12 protein-coding genes are annotated in these 12,405 nt (G+C 55.4%); 4 read left to right on the top strand and 8 right to left on the bottom strand.

Annotated features, from left to right (window positions below):
* Positions 1 to 205 precede the first annotated feature (205 nt).
* The 3 genes from ACTJJ1_RS19475 to ACTJJ1_RS19465 all read right to left on the bottom strand — a co-directional run bounded on the left by ACTJJ1_RS19475 (position 206) and on the right by ACTJJ1_RS19465 (position 1,560).
* Entirely contained in the window at positions 206 to 925 is a 720-nt protein-coding gene (locus ACTJJ1_RS19475; protein WP_440834924.1) for a hypothetical protein, read from the bottom strand.
* Between the two features lie 100 nt (positions 926 to 1,025).
* The gene (locus ACTJJ1_RS19470; protein WP_440835059.1) at positions 1,026 to 1,214 is read right to left on the bottom strand and encodes a hypothetical protein; all 189 of its coding nucleotides are present in this window, start codon (positions 1,212 to 1,214) and stop codon (positions 1,026 to 1,028) included.
* Positions 1,186 to 1,560 (bottom strand): winged helix-turn-helix transcriptional regulator, encoded by a 375-nt coding sequence (locus ACTJJ1_RS19465; protein WP_037433513.1) that lies wholly within the window; start codon positions 1,558 to 1,560, stop codon positions 1,186 to 1,188. Before ACTJJ1_RS19465 ends, ACTJJ1_RS19470 begins: the two co-directional genes overlap by 29 nt.
* 124 nt (positions 1,561 to 1,684) lie before the next feature.
* Here ACTJJ1_RS19465 and ACTJJ1_RS19460 point away from each other — a divergent pair, with 124 nt between their 5' ends.
* Positions 1,685 to 2,518 (top strand): enoyl-CoA hydratase/isomerase family protein, encoded by an 834-nt coding sequence (locus tag ACTJJ1_RS19460; protein ID WP_440834922.1) that lies wholly within the window; start codon positions 1,685 to 1,687, stop codon positions 2,516 to 2,518.
* Positions 2,519 to 2,557: 39 nt separating this feature from the next.
* On the opposite strand, the gene ACTJJ1_RS19455 is transcribed toward ACTJJ1_RS19460, so the two are convergent.
* Positions 2,558 to 4,339, bottom strand: coding sequence for an ATP-binding protein (locus tag ACTJJ1_RS19455; protein WP_440834920.1), 1,782 nt, complete (start codon positions 4,337 to 4,339; stop codon positions 2,558 to 2,560).
* Entirely contained in the window at positions 4,336 to 4,968 is a 633-nt protein-coding gene (locus ACTJJ1_RS19450; protein ID WP_004952029.1) for a response regulator transcription factor, read from the bottom strand. The genes ACTJJ1_RS19455 and ACTJJ1_RS19450 overlap by 4 nt, the downstream gene beginning before the upstream one ends.
* Positions 4,969 to 5,147: 179 nt before the next feature.
* Between ACTJJ1_RS19450 and ACTJJ1_RS19445 the strand changes: the two genes are divergently transcribed.
* A complete protein-coding gene (locus ACTJJ1_RS19445) occupies positions 5,148 to 5,462 on the top strand; it encodes a hypothetical protein (RefSeq protein ID WP_004952028.1) in 315 nt (104 codons plus the stop codon).
* A gap of 230 nt (positions 5,463 to 5,692) precedes the next feature.
* The gene (locus ACTJJ1_RS19440) at positions 5,693 to 8,782 is read left to right on the top strand and encodes an autotransporter outer membrane beta-barrel domain-containing protein (protein WP_440834918.1); all 3,090 of its coding nucleotides are present in this window, start codon (positions 5,693 to 5,695) and stop codon (positions 8,780 to 8,782) included.
* A 69-nt stretch (positions 8,783 to 8,851) separates the two neighbouring features.
* Here the strand turns inward: ACTJJ1_RS19440 and rluF are convergent, their stop codons facing one another.
* Together rluF and ACTJJ1_RS19430 are read right to left on the bottom strand one after the other, a co-directional pair.
* The gene (rluF, locus tag ACTJJ1_RS19435) at positions 8,852 to 9,613 is read right to left on the bottom strand and encodes a 23S rRNA pseudouridine(2604) synthase RluF (protein ID WP_440834916.1); all 762 of its coding nucleotides are present in this window, start codon (positions 9,611 to 9,613) and stop codon (positions 8,852 to 8,854) included.
* Positions 9,614 to 9,893: 280 nt separating this feature from the next.
* Positions 9,894 to 10,337 (bottom strand): winged helix-turn-helix transcriptional regulator, encoded by a 444-nt coding sequence (locus tag ACTJJ1_RS19430; protein WP_202290606.1) that lies wholly within the window; start codon positions 10,335 to 10,337, stop codon positions 9,894 to 9,896.
* Between the two features lie 94 nt (positions 10,338 to 10,431).
* On the opposite strand from ACTJJ1_RS19430, the gene ACTJJ1_RS19425 reads away from it, so the two are divergent.
* On the top strand, positions 10,432 to 11,673 hold the full coding sequence (locus ACTJJ1_RS19425) for an MFS transporter (RefSeq protein ID WP_325986889.1): 1,242 nt from the start codon (positions 10,432 to 10,434) through the stop codon (positions 11,671 to 11,673).
* Here ACTJJ1_RS19425 and ACTJJ1_RS19420 read toward each other — a convergent pair.
* The gene (locus tag ACTJJ1_RS19420) at positions 11,650 to 12,330 is read right to left on the bottom strand and encodes a class I SAM-dependent methyltransferase (protein ID WP_202290608.1); all 681 of its coding nucleotides are present in this window, start codon (positions 12,328 to 12,330) and stop codon (positions 11,650 to 11,652) included. The genes ACTJJ1_RS19425 and ACTJJ1_RS19420 overlap by 24 nt on opposite strands.
* Positions 12,331 to 12,405 lie beyond the last annotated feature (75 nt).

Below are 12,405 nucleotides of genomic sequence, written 5' to 3'. Positions count from 1 at the left end.
ATTTTGTATAATTATTCTCAAAAATTACTTTTTTAAGCTTATCATGTTAGCAATTTCAATCTTCATCTAGTAGTAGCATGACATTTACCTTAAAAATCATACTTTGTTGCGTTTAGGGTATATGAAAGATAAGTACTGTTGAAGTCGCATATGAGCATCTAGTAATATCTTGACTCTGCCCTAACACAATGTTCTATTAGGGAATTTATTCTTCATTAAACATGCCATGTATCCCCATAAATTGAATATTCAGGAAGTGATCATTTCTAATTAAAGAGATAATATGATTTTTTCTGAACATCACCGATCTTGCATTGATCGAGCCATCCCACCTCTGGAATAAAAAAGTTTCTGCGACTTTAAATCCAACACCCCACCAATGCACAAATACATTTAAAAACGATGTCATCACTTGAAGTGCTGCTTTGGCATCTTCATGGGTGTAAAGTTCTGGGTCACTTCCCAATAATTTGGGTTTTAAATCGTGGCCCTTTCGATGTTCAGGCTGTACCGCAGAATGCCTGATGATGCCATCTTGCCCAATATCACTCTCAACTGAAATCAGCTTTGTTGTGACTTTTGGGTGGACCATTGCATTTCGATTCTTTATAAGGTTTCTCACTGCTTGAACATCAGAGTCTCCGGCATTTAGGTAGTGGCCTGTATGCCATTGCAGGACAAAGTCGAACTTATCTACAGTAGAAAATTTATCAATCTTCTCCTGTAAAGCCTTTGACATTTCGATAGATTGAAGGAACGAATTGGCTGCTGCCTCGAGTGCGTAATTAACCGATAAAACAGAAGATTTTGCCAGTACATTGTTCAGGTCTGCATCTTCACACGCTGCCGCTGCCTCGTAGAGCAGAACTGCATCTGAGAAAATTAATAAGAAATTATTTTGATGTACTGTAACTTTACGAATCATTTTCACCTCAATGATCAAGTACTCATATGGAGATGGTTTTTGGTATGTCTTGTGATATTTAATCCATAATATTATAAACTTTTCTCATCGCTCCTCTAGGTCATTGCGTTAATATCGGATGCAGCTTCGCTGGCTCCAGCAGCTTGTCCAGTATCAGGTATTCCTCCTGCTCGGCCTCTTGCAGAATCGGTGAGTTGCACTCGCCACTGCCCATGGCGCCGCTGGCGCTTGGCACATCCGCGCAATAGTTATAGCCAGCCTCAATTTTCAATCTGGTTGTTCTGCTCATCATACCTCCTCTGGCAGTCCTGAATCGCCTCCATATTCCCCAGCGTCCAGTTGAACAGTATCGAGAACGGCCCCTGCAAGGATTCGCCAAGCGGCGTTAGTGAATACTCTACGCCAAGCACCCGCCCATCCAACACCTTGCGTTTCACCATGCCGTTGCGTTCCAGCTTGCGCAGCGTCTGGGTCAGTACGCGCTGGGTGACGCCATCCAGGCGGCGCTTGATGGCGTTAAAACGCTGCGGCTCACGCAGCACCTCCAGCACCATCATTGACCATTTGTCGGCGATCTGGTCGAGAACGATGCGGCTCGGGCAGTCTGCGCGGTAGATCGGGTCAGTTTTGTCCATAGGTATTCTCCAGCATCCCTGGGATGCTTAAGGTGCGTAATTGACGCCAGGTATGCAAAGTATACCATTCGACGAACGGCACGAAAATCCAGCACCGCTATCCCCAGGCAAAAAGGACATGGATATGAAAGATACAGATTTCAGCAAGCTCAGGCTGTCTCACGCGCACGGCGTATTGACGATCGCTATCGATAATCCGCCGGTAAACGTGCTTGATGTGGCACTGATGTCGGAAATGAGTCGTTTATTGCTCTCGGTACGCGACGATCCGGATACGCGCGTGCTGGTTTTCCAGAGTGCGGACCCCGAGTTCTTCATTGCGCATGTTGATATGACCCTGATCGATGAGCCGCACGCCTTCGATGAACTGGCGCGCAACGCACCGGAAGGGCTTAATCCGTTCCAGGCTTTTGGCGAACTGATGCGCAGCCAACCGCAGGTCACCCTCGTTAAGCTGGCCGGGCTGGCGCGCGGCGGCGGCGCAGAATTCGTGGCGGCAGCCGACATGGCCTTTGCCGCGGAAGGGCGGGCGGGGCTTGCCCAGTGCGAAGCCCTGATGGGCATTACGCCCGGCGGCGGCGCGACCCAATATCTGACGAGCCGCATGACGCGCGGCCGCGCGCTTGAAGTGGTCCTTGGCGCCGATCTTATCGACGCGGTAACCGCAGAGCGTTACGGCTGGATTAATCGCGCATTACCCGCCGCCGAGCTTGATGAGTTCGTCGATCGGCTAGCGCGTAACATCGCGGCATTGCCTGCCGGGGTTATCGCAGCGGCCAAGCAGGCGATGCCCGCGCCGGACCTGCGGGCGGGCTTTCAGTGCGAGCACGAAGCCTGGGCGGGTTTGTTTGCCCGCCCGGCAGCGGAGCAACTGATTCGCGGTGGGCTTAAGGCAGGCGCCCAGACTAAAGAGGGGGAGCGCAACCTCGAGGGCCTGCTGCGCGGGCTTGGCGTTTAAGGTGTTTTGGCGGTGGGGCCGGGGGCCAGTCTGTGTTCGCTAACTACTCGCCCACTGGCTCAACAAAGCATGCAATTTCGCCGGCTCCAGCGGCTTTCTCAATACCAGATAACCTTCCTGCTCGGCCTCTTGCAGAACCGGCGAGTTGAACTCCCCGCTGACCATGGCGCCGCTGGTATCCGGCAGGCGCTCAAACAGCGCTTTCAAGATATCGAAGCCGCTCTCGCCGGAGCGGAGCCGTTGGTCGCACAGCACGGCGAAAGGCGTGAAGCCTTCGTCGATAATCGCAAAAGCCTCCTCTGCGGAAGCCGCACAGCGCACGGTAATGCCCCAGGTGCTCATCAAACTCTCCCAGGCGGAGGTCACCAGCGGATCATCATCCACCACCAGGCAGGCGCCACTTAATGACTCATAGCGGGTTGGGGCACCGGTGTTGGCGTAGCTGTTAACGCTTTCCGGCGGATGCTCTTCACCGGCATACAGGGCAAAACGCATCCAGAAACGCGATCCTTTGCCTTCGATGGAGCGCATGCCGTATTTCACCTTCATCAATTTGGCGCAGCGCGCCACCACCGCCAGCCCCAATCCATGGCCGGCGCTGTCGATTTTCCACGCCAGCTCGGGCCGATAATAGGGGGAAAAGATTTTACCTTTCTCTTCATCGGCGATGCCGACGCCGGTGTCCCACACTTCGATCAGGCATTCCTCGCCCCGTGGGCGGATCGCGATCAATACGCCGCCTTCTTGCGTATAACGCAGCGCATTTTGTATCAGGTTGATCAGCGATTGCCGGATGAGCAATTGATCGCCCATCACGCAAACCCGCCGTTTGGGCCGCCATGTGCGCAGTGATAATGCCCGGCTGTTGGCCTCTTCGCGGAACAGCGTAATCACGGAATCCAGTAGCTTTCCGATGTCCACATGGGTAGTCGCCGTACTGACGTTGCCGGACTCAATCTTGCTGAGATCGAGCAACGAATTAAACATCAGGTGCACGGATCGCACGCTTTGTTGCAGATCCAACAGCTGAGGGATCAGCGTGGCGTCGCGATTCTTATGGATGATCGCCTCGATCAGAAAACCCATCGCGTGCACCGGCTGGCGCAAATCATGGCTGGCGGTGGTCAAGAATTGATTTTTATCCAGCAAGGCTTGCTCCGCCTCTTCTTTGGCCTGCCGAAATTGTTCCGCAAGGCGCGAGCTTTTTTCTTCGAGCAGGGCTTGCTGAATAAAAAAGGCATGCGAGGTTAATGCGTGCCGGTAAATGGCGAACCCATAAAGCAAATTGAGCATCAGCACGATCGGCATGACATCGCCCAGTCGCCAGATAATGCCAAGATTAAGCACACCCCAGGAGGCGAAGAAAAAGCGCGTAAAGGTGCTGATGACCGGCGTCAGATGGGTTGCGTTGGCGGCGACGATGGCCGCGATACTGATGTTTAATAACAGGAAAAAATCGAAACTGTTTTTTTCTGGGGCGATTAAATATAAGGATGAAATACCCAAACCATGCACGAATGCAACGTTATTAATGCGCGGCAGCCAACGGCTAATCACTGCGCTGGCGTTATTTTCCTGGGTGTCATGACGATAACGCCGATGCCATAATCTGATGGCCAATGCGCAGAGAAAATATATCAGTATCCAGACAATAATCGGCGTGAGTTCTTTCCCCAACAAATAGAGCCAAATGGCGAAAGGAATACCGACAAAGGGCACGGCGGTAAAGCTGAAGACCAACCGCATGAAGGTATTGTCCAGCAGGCGGATCTGCGCGCGTGGGGAGATCTCATCATTTTGTAATGATTGAAGTAATTTCATTGCAAATGATCCTGCCTGCCATGCAGCAGGGTGATGGCTTCCACCCGGCTGTTTACGCCTATTTTTTTGAGAATGTTGCTGATGTGCTCTTTCACCGTGGGTTCGGAAATAGACAGCTGCGCAGCTATTCGCTTATTGGGGAAGCCGCGCATCATCATGATTAATACATCTATTTGCCGCGGGGTTAAATTGAATTTTTGCAGGTGGCCGTGAGCGTTATTTACACACTCCTCATGCTCCAAAGGGAACCATTTTTTATTTTCCATCAGTGCGGAAACGGCTTCGGCGAATAATTCAGGTGGTTCGTTTTTAAATACAAATCCGTGCCCGCCGGCATCACGCACCTTTTGCCATATTTCATTGTTCTCATCGCCGCTGACCACCAAAAAACGAATCTTAGAATACTGGTTTTTTAGCTCTTTGAGTAACTTCAACGCCGTCCCCTCGGACAACCAAAAGTCGATGACCATTAAGCGTGGCGCGCCATTTTCCAGAATGTGGCGATAACAATGAGTTTCGTTGGTTACCACATAGGCATGTTTAAAACGACAATGCGTATTCAGGTAATTGGCGATGCCGCTTGCCACCAACGGATGGTCATCGACAACCAGTGCATAATCCTGCTCCAAAGATATCTCCTTTCGTGTAAACGTACCAGATTGGCTCCGATGACTTGTTATTATCAACCCTCCCTACTTTAGGAGGGTTTTTTTGTTTAGGAAAGGGAAATATATTATTCGAGGATTTGGATAAGAGAAAACATAAAGCCAATCAGTATTTTGAACTGTTTGGTTACAAAGGATAATTTATGAAAAAACCACTTATCGCTTTAGCCGTTACTTTACTGGTGGCCGGCTGTTCAACGTTGAAAACCGATCAGGCAATACCCTTGTTGCAGGCGGAAACGGCTAAAATGCTGGGCCTGGGCTCATCCGATGAAATAACCGTGACCAATGTCAATGGCGCTCAACCCGATGCCCTGGGCGGGCAAAAACTTTCTTACCGCGCCACCACCGAGAAAGGCCGCATTTTCGACTGCTCCTCGCTGATGATGCCGGGTATTTTAGGTTCGGCGCCATCATTGAGCGCACCGACCTGTACTCCAGTCGTCACGCATAAATAATTCGCCTCAGGCGCGAGCCGGAGTTGGCAATCAGGACTGATCCGCAGTCCCAATAATTTTGGCATCGGGGCATTGGCGCTGGGGGGCAATAAGCCGGCGTCTCGATGACAATCCCTCTGTGCTCGCCCGCTGTGTTCGTGAATAACGCACCACGCATCCTCTAATGCATTGAGTTTTTCATATAAATAATAACTTTGATGGCATCAAGATAATTGGGCCGGAGATAGAACATGAAAGATCAAACATCGCACCACTTAGCGGTAAAAAAACCGCTTTCCAAAGTTTACCTTGCACTTTTTTCCGCGCCATTGATATTGATTGGGCCCGCCGATATGGCGCGCGCCGATGATGCTATTTTTGATGGCGACTCCCGTATTACGGAACCTTTGAGTTACGCGGGCAATGTTTATGTCGGCCGTAATCAAGGCGGGAACCTGTTGATCGATAATGGTGAAGTCAACGCCTATAACATCAATATCGGCACCCGCGCCAATGGTCAAATTTATGAAAGTTCGGTCACGGTCAAAGGGCCGAACGCGGTATTGAACGCCATCAATGACCAATCCGTCATGCACGGCAATATTAATCTGGGGCTGGGCACATTGCGGGTTGAAGAAGGGGCGCTGGCCAGCGCGAAAGAGATCGTCGTCGGCTCCAACCGCGGCTACGACAGCCACCTTGTCGCGACGGGCGCCGGTTCCAGAGTCGTCAGCAATTTTCTCAGCGTCGGCACCGATCTGGGGGCCCGATCCACTCTGTCGATTGAAGACGGCGCGGTGCTGAACACCACGTTCGATGCGCGCATCGGCAACGGTTCCGGGCCTGGCGAGACCGATAAGCTAAGCCCGAAAGCCACGGTTACGGGGGCGAATTCGCAGTGGCATGTCGGCCGTGCGCTCACGCTTTACGGTGATCTTGATGTGCTGAACGGCGGTGCGGTCAACGTCGGCAGCATCGAGGTGGCGGGCGTCTCAGGCGCGCGTAAAACCGCCGAACTCTACATCGCCGGCAATGGCTCGCGCTTTACCAGCGGGAGCCATGTCAACGTGGGGGATTACGGCAATGGCGTGCTGTCGGTCGTTGACGGCGGCGAGTTTTCCGCCGGCGCAAACGAACTGCGGTTGGGCGATACCGGCTCCGGCTCGAACAGAGGCGCGCTGATCATCGGCAGCCGCGGCAATATGGATACCGGCACCGGATTGACCGAACCCACGCTCGGCGCGGCGGGTGGCGCGGGCACGGTCGATGCTCAGACGGCGATCAACCTGCGGGGCGGCTTGTTCGGCAGCTATGTTTACTTTAACCATACTTCCGACAACTACGACTTCCGCAACAAGATGATGGGGGAAGGCGAGGTTATCAATACCGCCGGGCGCACAACCCTGAGCGGCGATCTGACCCAGCTCCAGGCGAATGTGACCGCGCGGGGCGGCAAAATCATCATCGCCGGCGATATCAATACGCAACCAGAAGACAGTCCTTTCGATGTGCAGACGCTGAGCGCCGAGAACGGCGGCACCTTGATCCTCAACGGCACGGCCGGTTCTGACGTCAGCAATGGCCTGGGTTACAGCAGCGCCGCGTCGATCAAATCCGGCGGTACCTTGGGCGGTAACGGCACCCTGGGCCAGACCGAGATCCAGTCCGGCGGCCATATTTCCCCCGGCGACGGCAATATCGGCACGCTTACGCTGAAACGCTATCTTAATTTCCTCGGTGAATCTTTCTACGACGTCGATATCGCCGGCGACGGCAGCAGCGACAAACTGGTCGTCGCGGGTAAAACCACCATCAGCGAGCAGGCCAAAGTGCAGGTTACCGCGCTGGATCCGCAAACCAGTTATAAGACAGGACAAAGCTACCGCATTTTAACCTCGGAGGGCGGGATTGACGGCAAGTTTGCCGAGGCTATCTCAAAATCTGCATTTTTGGACGTGGCGCTCAACCAGAGTACGAATGCCGTGGATCTGACGATTGCGCAAAAAGGCGGCAACCCAGGCGAGGGCGGTAACCCAGGCGAAGGCGGCAACCCAGGCGAAGGCGGCAACCCAGGTGAAGGCGGCAACCCAGGCGAGGGCGGCAATCCAGGTGAAGGCGGTAACCCAGGCGAGGGTGGCAACCCAGGTGAGGGTGGCAACCCAGGTGAGGGCGGCAATCCAGGCGAGGGCGGCAACCCAGGTGAGGGCGGCAGCAAGCCCGGTATTTTCCAAACGGTGGCGCAAACCGACAACCAGTGGAATACCGCCGGCGCCCTCTCGACGTTGGCGCAGAGCGGCCCTTCACTGGCCTTATACAACTCCTTGCTGTTGTTGAACGCGCCGGAAGCTCGCGACGCATTCAATCAACTGTCTGGTGAAGTCTATCCCTCCATTCAGTCAAACCTGATTGCCGGCAGCACCCAAGTGTTCAGCGTCCTGAATCAGCGCATGCTGCGCGCGTTTGATAATGATGCGTTGCCCGTTCCACCGCTGGCGATGACGCTGGTTCAGCCGGCCAATGCCGAAAATAACGGCGTATGGGGGCAGACCTTCGGCTCCTGGACAAGAAACAGCGGTAACGACAACGTGGGGAAACTGGATGGCAACACCAGCGGTTTCCTGATCGGTGCCGATCGCAAGCTCACTGACCACAATGTCCGCATTGGGGGATATTTTGGGTATAGCCGCGGCGATTACGATATTGATAGCCGCCGTTCCAAGTCCGACAGCGACAATTATCATCTGGGTCTGTATGCCGCAGGGCAGCAGGATGCCTTCTCCTTGCGCGGTGCGCTGGGTTACACCTGGCATCGGCTTGAGAATGAGCGCAACGTTGATTTCGGCAATTTCTCCGATCGGCTCAAGGCGGACTACGACGCCGACTCGCTGCTGGCGTTCACCGAAGCGGGCTACCGTTTCGGGCAGCCGGACGCTAACGTCGAGCCCTTTATCAATCTGAGCTACATCCGTCTGCACACCGATAACTTCCAGGAAAGGGGCGGCGCCGCCGCGCTGAGCGTCCGCAATGAAACGATGAATACGTTCTATTCGACATTGGGCGTGCGCGGTATCAAAGAGTTGCCGAAAAACGTCAGCCTTTACGGCTCACTGGGTTGGCAGCATGCCTACGGCGATAAAAATACCTCATCGCGCATGGCATTTGCCGGCAGTGACGCTTTTGTCACCCAGGGGCAGGCGGTTGATGACAATCTGATGGTGGCTGATGTCGGGGTGAGCGTGAAGCTGTCGCGATCCACCACGCTGGCCGTCGGTTATCAGGGGCAATACGGTTCCGATACTCAGGTTAATGCGGTCAATGCCAACATCAAATGGTCATTCTGATGTGCTGAGGCATTAGGTCTTTGTGGTATCGAGATGTCGCTGGGCAACGGGGTGTTGCCTGGCGATATCTCAGCTTCGGCGCTCTTGTGCCGCAAGGCAAGGCTCTTCGGACGATGAGTGCTCTATCAGCTTAAATAATTCGAGCCGTTCATCAGCGGTAAAATCCCGCCACTCGCCCAGCGCCAGCCCGGTGAGATCGACGTTCATGATGCGTACGCGCTCAAGCTTGGTGACCTCATAACCGAAATATTTGCACATGCGGCGAATCTGGCGGTTAAGCCCCTGAACCAGCGTGATGCGAAACACCTGCGGGGTTTCTTTCTCCACCTGGCATGGATGGGTCACTTTACCCAATATCGGCACACCCGCTCCCATACCTTGAATAAACGCATCGGTCAGCGGTTTGTTTACGGTGACCAGGTACTCTTTTTCGTGATTATTGCCGGCGCGGAGGATCTTGTTGACCAGTTCACCCTGATTGGTCAGAAAAATCAGCCCCTGTGAGGCCTTATCCAGGCGGCCGATAGGGAAGGTGCGTTGGCTGTGGTTAACGAAATCGCCGATGTTATCCCGCTCGTGCTTGCCCATGCTGGTGAGGACGCCAACCGGCTTATTGAGCGCGATAAGCACCAGATCATCCGCGTCACGCGGCGCGATCTGCCGATCGTTAACCCTCACCCTGTCCCCGGAAAATACCTGTGCGCCCACGGCGGCCAGCCTGTCGTTGATAAAAACGTTGCCCAGCTTGATGTGACGATCGGCATGGCGACGGGAACAGATGCCACTGTCGCTAATGTATTTGTTAAGGCGAATGGATGGTTGAGTCAGCATGGTTTCCCCGTAAAACGCGGACTATACCTTACGCAGGGGGCGTTGCAAGGCCGGGGCACGTTCACGTCGTTTTAAGCTCGGTCACGCCAAGCAAGGTTATTCTCCTTGCCACGTACCTGAGCACGGCTTCACGTTGTTCTGCCGGAAACCATAAAGTGTCATATCTGACACTTTTGGTCTTTTATGCATGCCGATACTCTGATTTCAGGCGTACAAGGTTCAACGATGACCTTCCTCGGTAAGGTTTGCCCGACAGTGGGAGCCATGGCGACGCTGATGCTCATTCCACCTTCACCACTCGGGTATTCAGCGGCGTAAGAGTCTGCCCGCCGTGGCCGGTCGGCGTCATGCGCGGGATAGGTTGGCCGCTGCCGCTTTCCACCAGATGCGAGTGCGCTTCGCCCGGTGCAAACAGATGATCTTCCCCCCACTGGCGCAGGCCGACGATCACCGGAAACAGGGCGCGGCCCTTGTCGGTGAGAATATATTCCTGATAGGCGCTGCCGTCCGAAGCGGGCGCTATTTCCAAAATGCCGTGCGCCACCAGCGTGCGCAGGCGGGTGGAGAGAATGTTCTTCGCCATTCCCAACCCCTTTTGAAACTCGCTGAAGCGGCGTATGCCGTCAAAGGCGTCGCGCACGATCAGCAGCGACCACCAATCGCCGATCACATCCAGCGTACGTGCCACCGGACACTGTGCATCTTCCAGGCTTTTACGTTTCATGGCTCAGTTCCCTTCATGACATCTGGTTGCATTATAAAACCTCTACGCGTAAAGTTCATTGGGTTTAATAATGAAACCACTTTAAGGGTGAACGATGAGTGACAAAACGCTGGATCCGATCTGTCCACCGCAAAGCCGTGCGCTCAGCCGGCTACCCGTTTCGCTAGTGCTGCTGCTGGCCGGGGCCAGCGCTTTCAGCGTGGCTAACGTGTATTACGCCCAACCGCTGCTGGATGCGATCGCTCATGATTTCAACATCAGCCTGGCGTCGGTGGGGATGGTGATCACCGCCACCCAGCTTGGCTGTGCGCTGGCTCTGTTGCTGGTGGTGCCGCTGGGGGATCTGATTAATCGCCACCGGCTGCTGGCGGTACAGCAACTGTTGTTGATGGCCGCGCTGTGCATGGTGGGTTGGGCGCACAGCAGCGTGCTATTGCTGGCAGGCATGCTGTTGGTGGGGCTGCTCGGCACCGCCATGACTCAGGGATTGGTCGCCTTTGCCGCCACGCTGGCGGCACCACATGAACGCGGGCGGGTAGTGGGCGCGGCGCAAGGCGGGGTGGTGCTGGGCCTGTTGTTGGCGCGCACCTTGTCCGGCTCACTGGCGGATATCGGCGGCTGGCGGGCGGTCTATTTTTTCTCGGCTGCGGTGACGTTGATCCTGTTGCCGGTGTTGTCGCGCCTGTTGCCAACGCCGCGCACGCCGCCGCCGTCGCTCAGTTATCCGGCCTTGCTGCACTCGATGCTGGCTTTATTGCTGCGCGATCGCACGCTGCAAATTCGCGGCATGCTGGCACTGCTGATGTTTGGCGCGTTCAGTATCTTCTGGAGCGCGCTGGTGCTGCCGCTCAGCCAGGCACCGTTCAATTTTTCACATTCGGTGATTGGCGCCTTCGGTTTGGTCGGGGCGGTGGGTGCGCTGGCGGCGGTGCGTGCCGGGCATCTGGCGGATCGCGGGTTAGGGCAAGTGGCGAGCGGTGTCTGCCTGCTGTTGCTGGTGCTGGCCTGGCTGCCGCTCGGCATGCTGGGGTACGGTCTGGGGTGGCTGGTGGTCGGCATTGTGCTGCTCGATCTGGCCGGGCAGGCGATTCACGTGCTGAACCAGAGCATGATTTTTAGCGCGCACCCGCAGGCCCACAGCCGGTTGGTGGGCTGTTATATGCTGTTTTACGCCGTGGGCAGCGGGCTGGGTGCCTTTGCCAGCACCCATGTCTACGCCGTGGCGGGTTGGCCCGGCGTGTGTTGGTTAGGGGCGGGCGTCAGCCTGGTCGCCTTGCTGTTCTGGTGGCTGACGCTGCGTGGCATGCCGGCCTCAGGCACGGCGGTAGAGCAATGACAGCCGGAAACCCAGCGCGTCGCACAGCAACTGCGGTGAGGTAAAACCGCTTTCCGTCAGCAGCAATCGGGCGCGCTGTGCCGCTAGCGGATGCCAGTTGCTGCGGGTGCGTTCAATCACCTCACGTGCGCCATCGAGGGAATGCCCGGCGCTTTGCAGCCAATGCTGATAGTGGCTGACCGGCAGGCCATCCGGCTGATAGTCGAACAGCAGCAGCGGCGCACCTGGCGACAACCGCGCGGCCAACTGTTGCAGGAAGGCCTGCTTGGCGCCGTCATCGGCAATAAAGTGCAGCACCAGCGAACAAACGGCGGCGTCGTGCAGCCCTTGCGGCACCTGGTCCAGCAGTTGTTGGTGGAAGGTGACTCTCGGTTCACAGCCTGCCACTTCCGCCTTGATACGTGCCGCCGCCAGCATACCGGCGGAAGGTTCCACGGCGCTGAAAAGCCATTGTGGGCCGATATCCGCCAGCGCAATCAGTTCGTTGCCGGTGCCGCAACCGGCCAGCAGCAGCCGGGCTTGCGGCGGTAACGCTTGTGCCAGGGTGGCGGTCAGCAGCGACTGGGCGAACTGATAGCCGGGCACCAGCGTCAGAATACGGCGATCGTAGTCTGCCGCAGCGGCGTCCGGGAAACGGGTATCCGTTTGATGTTGCATGTCCATTCCTTGAATAGCCTGTAAGAGGTAAACCGGAGGATAGTCTTTAACGCAAATGAAATCCATTCGCATTGT

The sequence above is a fragment of the Serratia sp. 22264 genome (assembly GCF_052045345.1).
Lineage (GTDB): Bacteria > Pseudomonadota > Gammaproteobacteria > Enterobacterales > Enterobacteriaceae > Serratia > Serratia plymuthica.
The sequence above is the reverse complement of the archived record's forward strand: the minus strand, read 5'-3'. Positions and strand labels throughout refer to the sequence as shown.

Excerpts from the sequence above, each read along its gene's own strand:
- ACTJJ1_RS19470 (WP_440835059.1), bottom strand. The coding sequence starts at position 1,214 with ATGAGCAGAACAACCAGATTGAAAATTGAGGCTGGCTATAACTATTGC.
- ACTJJ1_RS19445 (WP_004952028.1), top strand. The coding sequence starts at position 5,148 with ATGAAAAAACCACTTATCGCTTTAGCCGTTACTTTACTGGTGGCCGGC.
- ACTJJ1_RS19465 (WP_037433513.1), bottom strand. The coding sequence starts at position 1,560 with ATGGACAAAACTGACCCGATCTACCGCGCAGACTGCCCGAGCCGCATC.
- ACTJJ1_RS19455 (WP_440834920.1), bottom strand. The coding sequence starts at position 4,339 with ATGAAATTACTTCAATCATTACAAAATGATGAGATCTCCCCACGCGCG.
- ACTJJ1_RS19475 (WP_440834924.1), bottom strand. The coding sequence starts at position 925 with ATGATTCGTAAAGTTACAGTACATCAAAATAATTTCTTATTAATTTTC.
- rluF (WP_440834916.1), bottom strand. The coding sequence starts at position 9,613 with ATGCTGACTCAACCATCCATTCGCCTTAACAAATACATTAGCGACAGT.
- ACTJJ1_RS19430 (WP_202290606.1), bottom strand. The coding sequence starts at position 10,337 with ATGAAACGTAAAAGCCTGGAAGATGCACAGTGTCCGGTGGCACGTACG.
- ACTJJ1_RS19460 (WP_440834922.1), top strand. The coding sequence starts at position 1,685 with ATGAAAGATACAGATTTCAGCAAGCTCAGGCTGTCTCACGCGCACGGC.
- ACTJJ1_RS19420 (WP_202290608.1), bottom strand. The coding sequence starts at position 12,330 with ATGCAACATCAAACGGATACCCGTTTCCCGGACGCCGCTGCGGCAGAC.
- ACTJJ1_RS19440 (WP_440834918.1), top strand. The coding sequence starts at position 5,693 with ATGAAAGATCAAACATCGCACCACTTAGCGGTAAAAAAACCGCTTTCC.
- ACTJJ1_RS19425 (WP_325986889.1), top strand. The coding sequence starts at position 10,432 with ATGAGTGACAAAACGCTGGATCCGATCTGTCCACCGCAAAGCCGTGCG.